A 15,445-nucleotide genomic window follows, 5' to 3' on the forward strand; every position below is an offset into this window, starting at 1 on the left:
ACACTTAGTTTTAAACTTTCTTTCGACAATTTAAAACCGAAGTTTTACTTAACTCTCTGAGTTGTTCCTGCCTCGCTATGCGTTGGCGTTTCCCGTCTCAGTGGGGTCGCATTATAGGGAGCGGCGGATTTTACGCAAGCGTTATTTGCATAAAATAGTAATTAAAATTAAGCCCCAAGCAAGCACACATGATAAGCACAAGTTACCCACAAAAACCTGTTGATAACTCTTGTTTTTACATAGCTAAACCATTCTATAGCTTTTAATTAAAACCTTAAAAATGCAAAAAGCACCTTATTTAGGTGCTTCTCAAAAGTAATAGTTATTAGAATCTAGGGTCTGTTTATCTTTCAAGGTTAAATTTGCAGCAGCCTGTTTAGTATTCAGGCAAGGCAGAGCCTATGTAGTGTGGTTACTCCCCATAAATAAGCGATAACGTAGCATTAATGCCAAACAGGCGCTGCCCAAAGGGTTCTTCCTAGGGGCTATTTACTCTTTGTTACTCGGTTTTTACTTATTCTTACATGGATGTAAGCCAGTAGGGTAACGCAGGAGCAATTACCGAGCCCACTAGGTTACAAATCTCGCGCCGCGATTAAACACCCCCTAGTTTGAACAAATTTTAATCCGCAAAGAGCAACAGACCCTAGTATAAAATACTATATAACTTGCGACGATACTTTGCTGCGAGCGCATCACCATCGGGTAAAGAGGCAATAATGGCTAAAAAGCTTGGTTTCGCTTCATTGAAATTCAGATCTTTTTGCAGCACTGTAAATAGTATATCCAATGCTTCTTCTTTTCTGCCTGCTTCATTGAGTAAAATACTGAGCTCTTCTTTTAATTCTAGGTCATTTGGGTACTTTTCTACTTGTTGTTGCTTTTCTTTAATCTCTGGTGAGTCTTTTGCTTCAAGCGCAGCTTCGCATTTTGCTTTTATATTATTAAAGTAAGCATCTTGCTCTTGTACGTCTATTGTATTTATAAGCGCTTGGGCTTCATCTACCTTGTGAATTTGAATACATATGTCTGCAAGCACTAATTTGATGCGTGCATTACCGCTGTCTATTTCATAAGCTTGCTTTGCATAATTAAATGCAGCATTTAAATCTGACTTTAATAACGCTTGTTTTGCTTGCTCTAACAGTAAGTCTTGTTGCGCAGGTAAATGCTTTGCTAGGGCTTCGCGTATTTGTGCCTCACTTTGAACACCTGCAAGTAAATCTACTGGTGCAGAGTCTTTTAATAATACAAGCGTAGGCAGAGTTTGAAGACCAACTTGTTGCGCAAGTTGAGAAGCGAGTGCTTGCTCTGCATCGCAATCTAGGTTTGCTACTACTATATAGCTTGCATATTCAGCCGCTACTTTATCTAAAATTGCAGCCTGTCCGATGCAGTCAGGACTTTGAGGAGAGAAAAAGTTAAGCAACACCAATTTTTGCTGTGATGTTTCACCGAGTACTTGTTGAAGGTTTTGTGCATTAATACTAACTATGTTGCTCATTGAATTGATTGCCATATTCATCTATTTAGGTTTTTATATGGTGGTGAACATAATAATTACAAGTCATATACCTAAATCATCCGGTATACATATTCAACAATGAGGGAAAACATGAAATTAACTTATCTAAGTGCAATACTTTTATTAGCAAGCCCATTAGTACAAGCAAATGGACTCGATTTGAATTTAAGCAAAGCCATGCCAGCTATAGAAAAGTTTTACCTCGATTTACACCAATCGCCAGAGCTTTCTTATCACGAACAAGAAACGGGTAATAAAATAGCGGATAAATTAACTCAGCTGGGTTTTAAAGTAACAAGTAATGTAGGTGGCTTTGGTGTTGTCGGCATTTACAAAAACGGAAACGGTCCAACCGTGATGATCCGTACTGACACCGATGGCTTACCTATTATAGAGCAGACAGGAAAGTCCTATGCCTCAAAAGTTAAAGTAATTGACGAGCATGGTGCTAAAGTAGGTGTAATGCACGGTTGTGGCCACGATATTCACATGAGCTCTTTTATTGGTACTGCTGAGCAATTAATAGTACACAAAGATCAATGGAAAGGCACTTTGATGATGGTTGCACAGCCTGCCGAAGAAGTTGGTGGGGGTGCTAAAGCCATGTTAGGCGAAGGACTATTTAGTAAATATGAAAAACCTGATCATATAATTGCGTTACATGTAAGTGCTAGCGTCCCCGCTGGTAAGATATCAATGAAAAATGAATACACTATGGCAAGTGTAGATTCTGTCGATATTACAATAAAAGGTAAAGGTGGTCATGGTGCTTATCCGCATACAACTATAGACCCTGTGATTATAGCTGCACACACAGTACTTGCTCTGCAAACAATCACAAGCCGAGAACTTTCACCGCTAGAGCCTTCGGTTATTACGGTTGGGTCTATTCATGGTGGCTCAAAACATAATGTGATTTCGGATGAAGTAAAACTACAACTCACTCTCAGAAGCTATAACCCAAATGTTAGAAGTGCTCAAATAGCAGCAATAAAACGAATCACGGCAGGTATTGCACAAAGTGCTGGCCTAAATGAATCAAACTACCCTGTAGTATATGTACATGAAGATGAATCTATTCCATCTACTTATAATAACCCTGCACAAACAGACATTGTTAGAAACTCTATTGCCAGCGCAATTGGTGATACTAATGTGCTTGAAACACAAGCTGTAATGGCGGGTGAAGACTTTGGCCTATACGGACGCACCGATGAAAATATCCCGATTACCTTATTTTGGCTAGGAGGTGTAAACCAAGCACAATATGCAGATTCGATAAAAACAGGTGAAGTACTCCCTTCCCTACACTCTAGTAAATTTGCACCAGATTATAAAGTTGCTATCCCTACCGGAATAAAAGCAATGAGTAACGCTGCTGTTGCTTTATTTAATAAGTAACCTGAATTCTGGATAATAAATCTATCTCAAGTAGAGTTCAGGTTAAGTAATATCGTTTAATAAAATGGCTCTGTAGCTAACTAGCAACAGAGCTTTTTTTATAACTCGACTTTTTAAAGGTCGCTTTTCCACCTCGTTTAGCAAAGCGTTTTTTAGGTGAGCTTTTTGGTAACCTTGCAAATGCATTGCTATCGCAGTTTGCTGCTAATTGTACAAACCCATTTAGCTCAGCAAGTAAAGGCTGTAAAAATTGCTGATAACTCATTACTTGCTGCGCGATATCACCTAAGCTCGATTCCCACTTTGCGGTTAAATCAGGACTCGCTAAACCTTGTGGTAATACGCTAATAAGGGCAAGTCCCGTTTCGGTCGCTCTAATTGACTTACCTTCACGTTTTAAAAAGCGCCGCTTGAATAGCAACTCGATTATTCCCGCACGTGTTGCCTCAGTCCCTAAACCATCAGTGTCTTTTAATACTTTTTTAATTTGTGGATCTTTAACATAACGGCTAATGCCCGTCATCGCAGCCAATAATGTAGCGTCGGTAAAATAAGCAGGAGGTGATGTATGCTTTTCGACCACTTCGCCTTGCTCACAAAAAAGAGGCATACCTTTAGTTAAAGGAGGTAACGTAGCTTCATCTTTTAATTCAGACTTACCCATTAATACCTTAAAGCCCAGGCTTACATCTTGTTTTGCATTTGCTTTAAATAATCCGCCAGCGATTGTTATCTCTACTTTAGTTTCGTTATATATATAGTCGGGATAAAACTGAATTAGGTAATGGCGGCTTATTAATTGATATACCTTCGCTTCGTCACCGTTCAAACTCGCTGACTTTAACTGCTTAGCCGTAGGCACAATGGCATGATGCGCAGCCACTTTTGAATCGTTAAAACATTTACTACGCTTTTTTACATCAGCCCCGTTTACTAATTCACTGCTTTGCCCACCATTAGCACTTATAGCTTTAAAAATAGCTGATGCATCTTGATGGTGATCTTTAGGTAAATAACGATTATCCGAGCGTGGGTAAGTAATTAATTTATGACGTTCGTAAAGTATTTGGCAAATATCCAACACTTTTTGAGCTGGCATACCAAATGCTTTAGCCGCATCTATTTGCAGTGCAGATAGGTTATACGGTAATGGAGCACTTTGTTTTTTTTGTTTTTGGTCAAGTGAAGTAAGCTCAGCACTTTGCTTTGTAATGCGTGAAGCAACATTTTGTGCGAGTGCTTTGTTAAGTATTCGCCCTTCTTCATCTTGATGTGGCTCACATGCTTTACTAGGAACCCACTTAGCTATGAATGGCTGGTTATCTGGAGTAAGTAAATGCGCCAGTACATCGTAAAAAGGCTTAGATACAAAGTGTGCTATTTCGTTATCTCTATTAACAACAAGACCTAAAATAGGGGTTTGTACTCGCCCTACCGAAAGCACATTACCAAACCCTGCTTTTTGCCCAGCTAGTGTGTATGCACGTGTTAAATTCATACCAAATAGCCAATCAGCACGAGAGCGCGCTAAAGCAGATACACTTAACGGAATAAAATCTCGATTAGAACGCATAGTACCCAGTGATTTTTTTACCGCCGATAAGTTTAAATCACTAATGAGTAAACGTTGCGTACTCTGCTTTTTAGCCTGACTTATTTTAGCTTCTTCAATTACTTGATCGACTAGTAGCTGGCCTTCACGGTCTGGATCGCCAGCGTGAATAAGTTGCGAGGCTTGTTTAATTAATTTTTTTAAAACAGTGAGCTGTTTGCGAGTTTTGGTTTTGGCTTTTAACTTCCACTGTTCAGGTATTATAGGTAAGTGTTCAAACTGCCACTTTTTAAAGCGCTCATCGTAATCATCGGGTTCTGCTTGTTCTAGCAAATGTCCAATACACCACGATACACAATCGCCATTAGCGACTTCTATATAACCATCATATTTTTTATGTGGTTTTGGTAACGCATCAGCAATAGCGCGTCCAAGTGAAGGTTTTTCTGCAATGTAGAGTTTCATAGCCTGCTCATCACTGTTTATATAAACAGTAGTCTAGCACAGCTATTTTAAAGGAGGGAACTTTTTGTAACTATTGGCTAACTGGGCTTTTTTTGTCTTTTGTTAAAATATAAATAAGCGGAAGATAACAAACAACAACGGTGCCTATATTAATAAATGGCAATAAGGTTTTATAAATGTATGTACTATAAGAAAGATCCCATAAATGGCGGTCGACTAATCTAAATAGCTGTAAAATTGGTGCCATAATAACAACCAATTGACCTAATACGCATTGCCATAAATAAACCTTATCTTTTAACCCCAGATATGCGATGAGTGCCATCCAAGCAATATCATTAAAAGCCCAAACAAGGTATCGATAAACATAAATCCCATTATCAAACTCTTTCAAGTAAGGATGAATAATGGTTCCATATAAAAAAAAAGCGGCTGTAATTAAAGCGAAACGCAGGGCCAAATAATCTTTTCTAAAATAAAAGATGAAAATAGCAGGGCTTAAAATAAACACCCAACTAGTATCTAATATCAATATAGTCTTTAAAAACCATTCAGGCATTAGAGTTAATCAAGTTTTTTTTCATCATCGTCATTACCACCGCCATTTCCTGGCATATGACTAAACTTATCGACCTTTTTCATGAACTATTCCGTTACATTTGTTAAAGAAAGCATACTTTATGATAAATAAGTGTGTTTGCCAATAAAAGTTATCTTACATCTATAGGAGCTGACTCTTTTGCTTTACCTTGTAATATAGATATTTCTACTCGGCGATTCCTGCGGCGATCTTCATCGGTGTCATTCGGTACAAGTGGTCGTGTTTCAGCTCGACCAACCACCATCATTCGGGTTTTATCAAATCCTTGGACTTTTTGCAGTTCACTTGCAACGGCTACAGCACGCTTTGATGATAGGTCCCAATTATTAATATATAACTCATTCGATACCTGAAAATCATCTGTATGGCCAGATACTGTTATTTCACCGGGTACATCTTTTAACAGCACACCGATATCTTGAATTATAGGTTTAAACTTAGGTTGTAAAAATGCACTACCTGAAGGAAATGAACCATTCTCTCTAATGCGAATAATTATTTGCTGCCCTAAAGACTCAAGCTCAATTGCGCCATCGATTATTTGCTTTTCAAGCTGCTGCGCTATCTTTTTAACAAGCTCGTTAGTTTGCTCCTGATCGGCTGCTGAAGTTGCTTGCTCAGAAGATTCTTCTTGTGAGGTACTACGAGATTCGCCACCGCGTTTATCCCCGCGCTGTTCTTGCCTGCCGCCTGCTGAGCTTTCATCGCCAGCCTGAAACTCTAACATTTGTTGAGTCATTTCGACTGTTTGCTGCTGAATGGTTTCTATTGGGGTTGGCTCTGGTTTGCCTGGGGTAAACTCCATGGCAATAACAGAGGTCCCTTTAGGGATGTCTTTTACTTCAATTTTATTCTGCACACCAAAAGCAAACTTCATAGAGCCCGCAATTTGTTTAAACTTAAGTACATCCATTTCTGAAAACGCGAGCAAGAGTACAAAAAAGCACATTAACAGTGACATTAAATCGGCAAACGTTCCCATCCATGCAGGTAGACCTGGTGGTGGACATTTGCACTCTTGATCAGACATAGTTACTCCTCGGTATCTACTTTACGTTTAGATTCAGCTAAGTAATTTTTCAAAATACCTTCGATTACTTTTGGATTTTGACCATCTTGTATACCTAAAATAGCATCCAAAATTAAACGCTGATTCATCGCTTCCTCGTCTTTACGCAGTTCAAGTTTTACCTGAATAGGAATTGCCACAACATTGGCTAAAAACGCGCCATATAAAGTTGTTAATAGTGCTACTGCCATTGCCGGACCAATTGCCTTTGGGTCATCCATGTTAGACAACATTGCAACCAAACCAATTAGAGTACCAATCATGCCCATTGCAGGCCCTATATCAGCTAACGACTTAAATAAACCCGCGCCCAATTCATGGCGAGTCGTAGTTAGAGAAATATCTTTTTGAAGTGTAGCGCGAACTACATCTGCATCATGGCCATCAACGAGCATATCGACGCCTTTGCGCATAAAGGGGTTTGGAATTTCAGCTTCTTCGAGTGCTAAAAAACCGCCTTTACGAGCTGAATCCGCAAGTTCTACTGCTTTTTCGATAAGTATTTCTGGCGTTTCGATTTTAAACATAAACGCTTTGGCAACAACTTTACCTATCCCCAAAAATTGCGACATGGTGAAGTTTGATAAAACAATAAAGAGTGAACCACCAAATACAATAACCACAGACGGGGTATTGTAAAACATAGCCATTTCACCGCTACTACTCATAAACATAGACATGACAATTAAGCCAATTGCGCCTAGGATCCCAATTATGGTTGCTAAATCCACATTTCCTCCAGAAGTTTCATGCTTAATGGCCTTATCATAAATTTTTATTATTAACTGCTTATCGGCAACATATTGAATTGCTTAAGCCATTTTTATAAATAAACATAAAAAGCAGCCTTTAGCACTATCTTAGATCAAGTTATAAGGGCTACCTAACTATCAATTGATTTATTAAACCAACAGACGCTATTAAGGCTTTATTAATGCACTTGAAATATAATTTAACGTTATAAAGGTAAAAAACCAATATCATCCTTTGACCTAGTTTAGCATTCCCCCTAAAATTGACCCCTAAATTTATTATGTAAGCTGAAATAAAGATGGCGACTAAAAAACCTGAAAACTTAAGTTTCGAACAAGCACTAGAAGAATTATCTACAATCGTTAGTGACATGGAACAAGGTGACTTATCGCTTGAGCAATCGTTAAAGCAATTTGAGCGTGGAATTGCATTAGCAAGTGCTTCATCAGGGAAATTACAGCAAGCAGAACAAAAAGTATCAGTTTTGATGGGGAATGGCGAAAAGTCAGTACTTACAAATTTTGATAATGATATGGAATAGCTGTGAGCATAAAAAATCATATTGAACGTGCTCAAAAAGATGTAGTAGCGACCTTACAGCAGCATTTTAATCAGCCTCTCGATACAGAAGAAACGGTAAAGAACGCCACCCAGTATGGATTATTTAATGGCGGTAAAAGATTACGTCCATTTTTAGTTTATGCCACAGGTAAAATGCTCGGCGCAAACCATCAAGACTTAAACGTACTTGCTGCTGCAATTGAGTGTATTCATAGCTATTCGTTAGTCCATGATGACTTACCAGCAATGGATGATGACGACTTACGCCGCGGACGCCCTACTTGTCATATAGAGTTTGGCGAGGCAAATGCAATTTTAGCCGGTGATGCTCTTCAAACTCTTGCTTTTGAGCTTATTGCGAATCACAAATTTGAATGCTCATCACAAACACAAGTAAAAATGATTGCTACACTTGCCCACGCATCAGGCCTTCAGGGTATGGTTGGCGGACAAGGCCTTGATATAGCAGCAACTGATAAAGTAATTACCGTACAAGAGCTTGAGCGAATACATAAGCTAAAAACCGGGGCTCTAATTAATTGCGCAATTACACTTGGTGCACTGTGCAGTGAAAAGGCTGATCAACAAACCTTAGAAAATTTAAGTGTTTTTGGGTATGCTATAGGGCTAGCATTTCAAGTACACGACGACATTTTAGATGTTGAAGGCGATACAGTTATTTTAGGAAAGCCACAAGGCTCCGATATTGCCGCGAATAAAGCGACATATCCGGCGTTATTAGGTATGCTAGGCGCTAAAGAAAAGGCGCAAAATTTAATACAACAAGCCCATGAAGCGTTAGCAAATATAGATGCTGACACAACACTTCTTGCGTCGCTAGCAAATTACCTAATTGAGCGTGACCACTAATTTTTGCTCATACGTATTGCAATTAGCACTGACATTATTACTCAACATTAATTATTCGTAAAAGCTTTGGATTAATTAATGTTAGCGAAGGATATATATAAAACCATGACACTTGATAGTAGCAAGTATCCATTACTTAATTTGGTTGACGAGCCAGCCCAATTGCGTGACTTAGCGCAAGACAAACTCCCTGCATTTAGCAATGAGCTGCGCGATTATTTACTCAACTCAGTATCGCAAAGTAGCGGTCATCTAGCGTCTGGTTTAGGGACGGTTGAACTAACCGTTGCGCTGCATTATGTTTATAACACTCCAGACGATCGCCTAGTTTGGGACGTGGGTCATCAAGCTTATCCGCATAAAATCCTTACTGGTCGTCGCGAGCAAATGCACACTATTCGTCAAAAAGACGGTTTACACCCTTTTCCTTTTCGCGATGAAAGTCAATACGATACGTTTAGCGTAGGCCATTCAAGCACGTCTATTTCAGCTGCTTTAGGCATGTCTATTGCCGCACAAAAAGAAGGCAAAGGTCGAAAGTCTGTTGCCATTATTGGCGACGGGGCTATAACCGCAGGCATGGCATTTGAAGCGATGAATCATTTAGGTGATGTAAAATCAGACATGCTTATTATTTTAAATGATAACGAAATGTCGATTTCTGAAAATGTTGGCGCATTAACAAATCACTTTGCCCGTATTTTATCGGGTAGCTTTTATACTAACATTCGTGAAGGTAGTAAAAAGTTACTCTCAGGTGTACCTCCTGTAAAGCAACTTGCCAGTAAAATGGAAGAGCACATTAAAGGCATGATGATCCCGGGTACCTTCTTTGAAGAATTAGGCCTAAATTATATTGGTCCAATTGATGGTCACGATGTAAACATGCTTGTTGATACGCTACGTAATATGCGTAATTTAAAAGGCCCACAGCTTCTACATATAAAAACACAAAAAGGTAAGGGCTATAAACCAGCTGAAGCCGATCCTATTGGCTACCATGGTGTACCAAAATTCGATCCGAGCACAACTAGTCTGCCTAAATCTAAACCTAGTGCTGCTACTTTCTCAAAAGTATTCGGTGATTGGTTATGCGATATGGCCGAGCAAGATAGCAAGTTAATGGCTATCACGCCTGCAATGCGTGAAGGTTCAGGCATGGTCCGTTTTTCTAAAGAACATCCAGATCAATACTTTGATGTGGCTATTGCAGAGCAGCATGCTGTTACTTTAGCTGCTGGTTTCGCCTGTGAAGGTTTAAAACCTGTTGTTGCTATTTACTCAAGCTTTTTACAACGTGCGTACGACCAATTAATACATGATGTTGCACTGCAAAACTTACCTGTATTATTTGCCATTGACCGCGCCGGTATTGTTGGAGCCGATGGTGAAACTCATCAAGGCGCATACGATTTAAGTTTTATGCGCTGTATTCCAAATATGGTGATTATGGCGCCAAGCGATACCAACGAGTGCCGTCAAATGCTATACACTGGTTATAAAGCAAATTGCCCAGTTGCCGTTCGTTACCCTCGCGGTAGTGCGGGTACTGCAGAAATTCAAAGCAATATGCAACTGCTTGAAATTGGTAAAGCAGATACTGTCAAAAAAGGCAGTAAAATTGCCATTTTATCATTTGGTACATTACTTGAGAATGCACAGCTTGCAGCAAGTGAGTTAGATGCAACGCTTGTTAATATGCGCTTTATTAAACCTCTTGATACCGCGCTTTTAAATGAGCTTGTAGCTAGCCACGATGTAATTGTTACGCTTGAAGATAATGCAATCGCTGGCGGTGCCGGCTCTGCAGTTAACGAATACTTAGCAACGCAAAAAGCTGATATTAATATCCTTAACTTAGGTATTCCTGATGAGTTTATTAAACACGGCACCCAAGATGAAATGCACGATGAAATGGGGTTAGGCGAGCAAGGAATATTAACCGCTATTAAAGCGTTTATTAATTAACTTCCTATACATCTAAAGTTGAGCATATTAAAAAAGGAGCCTAGGCTCCTTTTTTAATATCAAATATTGCTGATCAGCGCATCCACACTTTAATATCAGCTAGGCCATTGCTTTGTAAAATACCTAATTGTTGATCAACGTTAGAATTTTGTTCAAACTCAAATGCATCAAGCTGATCATCAAACGTAATATTTGCAACACCATCACCACCGCGCTTTTTAACTTGGTGTAGTGAAATATCAGCTAGGTTAATAGATGTTTCCCAGCTAATTACCTGCCCACCCAAAAGTGGTAATGGATAAAATGACCAACCAATTGATGCCGTGATATTAGTTGTTTTTCCATTTGGTAATTGGAATAAATTAGCCGCTATTACTTTACAAAGATCTGAAGCATAGCTGTCTATTTTATTGCATTTAAAATCACGTAATAATAGTAAAAACTCATCACCACTCCAACGTGCCACATAGTCAGAGCCCTGCGTACGCGAATTTAATAATGCAGCCATTTGCTGTAAGCAGCTATCACCTGCAATTGGGCCATAGGCATCATTGATACGGCTGAAATTATCAAAGTTAATAATTACCAGCACCAGTGACTTGCCTTGTGCCTGCAGCGATTGTGAATTACGTTGAAAGTGTTCAATATCTTTAGGGAGTTGATCAAACAAAAAGCGACGGCTACGCAGCCCTGTTAACTCATCTGAGTGACTAACTAATTTAAGCTGTGAATTCACTTGGCCTAATTTATCATTAGCTTGACGAAGCTCTAAGGTACGCTCGGTGATCAAGCCCTCTAATGCTTCTTGTTTTCTACGCTCTTGCGCTCTAAACACCCAAAAAATAAGGTAGAAAAGCAAAATAAAGCCACTGGTAATTAAAAGCCTAAAGTAAATAGTTTCGTCAAAGCGCTCAGGCACTACAAAACCGTATTCTACTTCTTGCGCTTTAGTCCAGTCTTCACCTTGGCGCTTCGCTTCTAATTGAAACAAAAACGAGCCTGGAGGCAAGTTAGTATAAATAGCTTCACGTCGCGTATTAGCATAGCGCCAGTCACTATCTAAGCCACTTAGTTTATATCTAAATTCAATACTGTTTGGTGCATAATAATCAATAGCTGTGTAAGTTAGCGTTATATCACGCTCGTCTGTTTCTAATGATGGTTTTTTACCAAGCGCAGCGGTGGTTAAATGACGAAGTGGTGTTGTTATTGTTTCTATTGTTGGCTTTAATGCAAGCACACCAAATAGCTCTACATTTTTAGGTATTTCAACAACACCTTGTAAGCTTGGGTACCAAATAGAATTGCCGGTGTCTGCTACCGCATCATGCCCAAGTCCACTACAACATTGATTCGCTTTACCATCGAGTTGACGGTCAAAAGATGAAATTACTTCTTCAACTTTTAGGCTTTTTATCTCTGTCTTAAATTGCTCTACAGGCATTCTGTAAACACCTTTCATGGTGCTTACCCAAACATGCTTTAATTTTTCATCATATTCTAGGCTAAATATAGAACCATACGGTAAACCATTAGCTGCATCGAGTTGACGCCATTGCCCTTGCGTACTTCTGTAAAAAAGCCCGTCGTTAAGAGAGCCGATTAAAATACCCACACCATCTATATGGAGCACGCTAGTTACGTATGCGCTTTCAAGTGTTGTTTGGTCACCAATTTTTTCAATGCCACGGTCTGTAAAGTAATATGCGCCTTTACTAGTACCAATCACACCAAAGTTTGTTTTATCCAATACGTAGGTAATAAACTTACTACCTAAAAAAGCGTTATATGCAAAAGGCGTTAAACCAGCATAATTTAATCGATATAAACCGCGTCCGGTACCAATCCAAAAACCGCCTTTACTAGAGCGACTTATTGCAAATACCGGGTTATCGCGAAGCGCTCGACCAGGGACGGTATAAAGTGTCTTGTTTTCAAAAACAAATAAGCCGCGCCCCGTGGCTATATATAATCGCTCACCATCGAATTGTAGATCGTGTACTGACGCGTATCCATATTTACTACTTGGAACTAAATTAATAAAACTTTTATCTAAATCGAAATAACCAATGCCGCTTTTGTTAGCAACCCACAGTTTTCCATCTGGAGCTTGGCTAATAGCCATAACAGACTCGGTCATATCTGAAACTGCTGAATGCCTTTCTACCCGCCCTTCATGGGCAAGCCATAAGCCTTCACTAAAACTTGCTAACCAAACGTTATTTTTATCATCTCTAAAAATATCAGCAAACCATATGCTTTGATCAAGTTGGCTTGGTTCTACCCATTGCCACTCACCGGTTTTATCTCTAAATAATAAACGTCCATAAGTCGAAACCCATAAGCCACCATCGGTATCACTCATAAACTTATAAACGGCTGAGTTATTTGCATTTGGTAAAGGAAAAGGTCTTAGTTCGTCATCTAAATCTAAAAAGTATGCACCTAGCTCAGAGGCTATATACAAATTACCGTTTAAGAATGATAAATCGTGCACTATGGTTTGCGCTAAGCGCTCTGGTAACGATATTTTAGCGGTAAGCTCTAAACGTAGTTTAGAGAAATCTGATGAGTTTTTAGTAAGGCGTAATAAATGACGATCATTAACTAGCCAAATACCTTCTGGAGAGAGTGCCATTTGGCTAACAGAGCCAACAATTTGGGTAATTACGGTAGCATTAACAATAGGTAGGGGGCCATTTACTTGAGTGCGTAAATCAACTTGCCCTCTATCTACATAGTATAAACCATTAGCCGCAATCCATATGCTGCCTTTGGAGTCCTCAAGAATATCTCTTACTGGACCTTTAATATTAAACTCTTGTGCTGCAAATGTGGCAGGATTAATAACTACCAAGCCACTTTTAGTACCTACCCATAATAAGCCACTAGAATCGACTAAAAGTTTATTAATACCATTACTAGGCAAGAACGGGCTATTTTGCGTGTTGTAGTTTGTAAATGTTGTGCCATCAAAACGGCTTAAGCCAAACTGAGTACCAAGCCACATATAGCCTTGCTGGTCTTGTACTACGCTTTTAAGTGATTGCGAAGGTAGACCATCTTTTATATTCCATTGCTTAACTACGTAATCACTAATTGAAGCCCAACTTGGTGTCGCGCACAACATCAGTACACAAACCAGTAAAAATCGCATCATATTGCTGCCACCTAGTTAAACAAATCAAATATAAAAAATTAAAAGGGTAGTAAACCCACTTTTATTAGCGCCTGTAAGCATATAAGCGAAAAAACGCCCGCAAGTATATCATCGGCCATAATACCTAAACCACCATGTACTCGTTTGTCTAGCATACGGATTGGGCCAGGTTTTGCTATATCAAAAAAGCGAAATAACAAAAAACCAACGAGTAATGTTTGCCAGCTAAGTGCTGCACCAATCATTGTAATGTAATAACCTGCCACTTCATCCCATACAATAGCAGGATGGTCGTGCACGCCTAAATCATCAGCCGTTTTACCGCAGGCCCATATACCAAATATACTGATCACTACGGCAAACACAATTTGCAACCATAGCGGATAATACATAGTCATAAAAATGAATGGCAGTGCAGCAAAAGTGCCAAATGTACCAGGTGCTTTAGGGGCTAACCCAGTACCAAAACCCAAACCAAAAAACTGATGTGGGCGCTTTAAATTAAACTTTCGGTTTTTGTTCAAACCAGCTCCTTTGCAAAATGCTCAAAACCTTGCTGCTTAAAATCAAACTTTTCACCGTTGTGTAAAAGTTCAATTTGACCATCGCCACTTTTAATTTGGCCTATGCATGTTGCATCTACACCATATTGACGCAGTTTTATATCTAGCATACTTTTATTGCTATCAGGTACAGTAAAAATCAATTCGTAATCATCACCGTAACTTAGAATAAATGGCAGCTGCTGATTAAAATCAAGGCTTGCTTGCATTGCATCTGAAGTCGGAATACTTTCAATATTCACAACTGCATTTACTTGCGACATATCAAGTATATGACTTAAATCAGCGATTAAACCGTCCGATACATCAATAGCCGATGATGCAAGGCCTCGCAATACCTGCCCAGCAGCAACACGCGGTGTTGGAAAGTCAAAGCGCTTATTTAAGTACTTTAAATGCTCTGGCTCAATACTTATACCTTGTTTGCGAGACTCAATTGCAAGTCCAGCGTCACCTAGCGGACCTGTAACATAAATCCAATCACCCACTTTCGCACCACTACGGCGAAGTGCAGTCCCTTCTGGTACAGTCCCTTTTGCACAAATAGTGATAGTTAATGGACCCTGAGTAGTATCGCCACCTATAATTTGCACATTAAAGTATTCTGCAATTTCATGCATGCCTTCAGTAAACTCTTCAATCCACTTTGGGTCAATACTTGGCAAGGTTAACGCAACTGAAACCCACGTTGGCTCAGCGCCCATGGCCGCTAAATCACTTAAATTAACAGCAAGCGCTCTGTGGCCTAATGCACGAGGGGAAATATCATCAAAAAAGTGTACGCCAGCAACAAGAGTATCTGTTGTAACGGCAAGTTGGCAGTTTTGTGGAACGGTTACTAAAGCGCAATCATCCCCTATACCTAGGTTTACATCACGACGGGTGATCCCGCGACCTTTAAAGTAGCGGTTAATTAATTCAAATTCCTTCATACACAAAAAAGCCGGCCTATGCCGG

Annotated in this window: 12 protein-coding genes; 4 read left to right on the plus strand and 8 right to left on the minus strand. The window is 39.5% G+C overall.

The features are described 5' to 3' along the window. Positions 1-646: 646 nt before the first annotated feature. Positions 647-1,504 (minus strand): tetratricopeptide repeat protein, encoded by an 858-nt coding sequence (locus tag I6F45_RS03750; protein ID WP_101162966.1) that lies wholly within the window; start codon positions 1,502-1,504, stop codon positions 647-649. A 111-nt stretch (positions 1,505-1,615) separates the two neighbouring features. Here I6F45_RS03750 and I6F45_RS03755 point away from each other — a divergent pair, with 111 nt between their 5' ends. Then, complete coding sequence (locus I6F45_RS03755) at positions 1,616-2,926, plus strand: M20 metallopeptidase family protein (protein WP_197159704.1); 1,311 nt, start codon at positions 1,616-1,618, stop codon at positions 2,924-2,926. Positions 2,927-3,002: 76 nt separating this feature from the next. Here I6F45_RS03755 and I6F45_RS03760 read toward each other — a convergent pair whose 3' ends face one another. The 4 genes from I6F45_RS03760 to pomA form a co-directional block, all read right to left on the minus strand. Next, the gene (locus I6F45_RS03760) at positions 3,003-4,943 is read right to left on the minus strand and encodes a DNA topoisomerase III (protein WP_197159705.1); all 1,941 of its coding nucleotides are present in this window, start codon (positions 4,941-4,943) and stop codon (positions 3,003-3,005) included. Positions 4,944-5,013: 70 nt separating this feature from the next. Beyond that, the gene (locus I6F45_RS03765) at positions 5,014-5,502 is read right to left on the minus strand and encodes a hypothetical protein (RefSeq protein WP_197159707.1); all 489 of its coding nucleotides are present in this window, start codon (positions 5,500-5,502) and stop codon (positions 5,014-5,016) included. 151 nt (positions 5,503-5,653) lie between these two features. After that, a complete protein-coding gene (locus I6F45_RS03770; protein WP_007587113.1) occupies positions 5,654-6,574 on the minus strand; it encodes a flagellar motor protein MotB in 921 nt (306 codons plus the stop codon). 2 nt (positions 6,575-6,576) lie between these two features. After that, entirely contained in the window at positions 6,577-7,344 is a 768-nt protein-coding gene (gene pomA / locus I6F45_RS03775) for a flagellar motor protein PomA (RefSeq protein ID WP_007587114.1), read from the minus strand. Between the two features lie 320 nt (positions 7,345-7,664). Between pomA and I6F45_RS03780 the strand changes: the two genes are divergently transcribed. The 3 genes from I6F45_RS03780 (at position 7,665) to dxs (ending at position 10,765) form a co-directional block, all read left to right on the plus strand. Continuing rightward, positions 7,665-7,907, plus strand: a complete 243-nt coding sequence (locus I6F45_RS03780; RefSeq protein WP_165727311.1) for an exodeoxyribonuclease VII small subunit — start codon at positions 7,665-7,667, stop codon at positions 7,905-7,907. A 2-nt stretch (positions 7,908-7,909) separates the two neighbouring features. Beyond that, entirely contained in the window at positions 7,910-8,797 is an 888-nt protein-coding gene (gene ispA, locus I6F45_RS03785; RefSeq protein ID WP_007587115.1) for a (2E,6E)-farnesyl diphosphate synthase, read from the plus strand. A gap of 105 nt (positions 8,798-8,902) precedes the next feature. Then, positions 8,903-10,765, plus strand: a complete 1,863-nt coding sequence (gene dxs / locus I6F45_RS03790; RefSeq protein ID WP_197159715.1) for a 1-deoxy-D-xylulose-5-phosphate synthase — start codon at positions 8,903-8,905, stop codon at positions 10,763-10,765. Positions 10,766-10,838: 73 nt separating this feature from the next. Here the strand turns inward: dxs and I6F45_RS03795 are convergent, their stop codons facing one another. From I6F45_RS03795 to thiL, 3 genes are read right to left on the minus strand one after another with little or no spacing between them, the layout of a single operon-like run. Then, positions 10,839-13,925: a ligand-binding sensor domain-containing diguanylate cyclase gene (locus I6F45_RS03795; protein ID WP_024589765.1), complete on the minus strand. Its 3,087-nt coding sequence runs from the start codon at positions 13,923-13,925 to the stop codon at positions 10,839-10,841. 38 nt (positions 13,926-13,963) lie between these two features. Continuing rightward, a complete protein-coding gene (locus tag I6F45_RS03800; RefSeq protein WP_007587120.1) occupies positions 13,964-14,449 on the minus strand; it encodes a phosphatidylglycerophosphatase A family protein in 486 nt (161 codons plus the stop codon). After that, entirely contained in the window at positions 14,446-15,420 is a 975-nt protein-coding gene (thiL, locus tag I6F45_RS03805) for a thiamine-phosphate kinase (protein ID WP_165739811.1), read from the minus strand. Before thiL ends, I6F45_RS03800 begins: the two co-directional genes overlap by 4 nt. Between the last annotated feature and the right edge of the window lie 25 nt (positions 15,421-15,445).

This window comes from Pseudoalteromonas sp. SWYJZ19 (assembly GCF_015864375.1).
GTDB classification, from domain to species: Bacteria; Pseudomonadota; Gammaproteobacteria; order Enterobacterales; family Alteromonadaceae; genus Pseudoalteromonas; species Pseudoalteromonas arctica.

Bases quoted from the DNA above. Each gene is read 5' to 3' on its own strand.
- thiL (WP_165739811.1), bottom strand. From the start codon at position 15,420: ATGAAGGAATTTGAATTAATTAACCGCTACTTTAAAGGTCGCGGGATC.
- I6F45_RS03770 (WP_007587113.1), bottom strand. From the start codon at position 6,574: ATGTCTGATCAAGAGTGCAAATGTCCACCACCAGGTCTACCTGCATGG.
- I6F45_RS03760 (WP_197159705.1), bottom strand. From the start codon at position 4,943: ATGAAACTCTACATTGCAGAAAAACCTTCACTTGGACGCGCTATTGCT.
- I6F45_RS03795 (WP_024589765.1), bottom strand. From the start codon at position 13,925: ATGATGCGATTTTTACTGGTTTGTGTACTGATGTTGTGCGCGACACCA.
- I6F45_RS03755 (WP_197159704.1), top strand. From the start codon at position 1,616: ATGAAATTAACTTATCTAAGTGCAATACTTTTATTAGCAAGCCCATTA.
- I6F45_RS03780 (WP_165727311.1), top strand. From the start codon at position 7,665: ATGGCGACTAAAAAACCTGAAAACTTAAGTTTCGAACAAGCACTAGAA.
- I6F45_RS03750 (WP_101162966.1), bottom strand. From the start codon at position 1,504: ATGAGCAACATAGTTAGTATTAATGCACAAAACCTTCAACAAGTACTC.
- dxs (WP_197159715.1), top strand. From the start codon at position 8,903: ATGACACTTGATAGTAGCAAGTATCCATTACTTAATTTGGTTGACGAG.
- I6F45_RS03765 (WP_197159707.1), bottom strand. From the start codon at position 5,502: ATGCCTGAATGGTTTTTAAAGACTATATTGATATTAGATACTAGTTGG.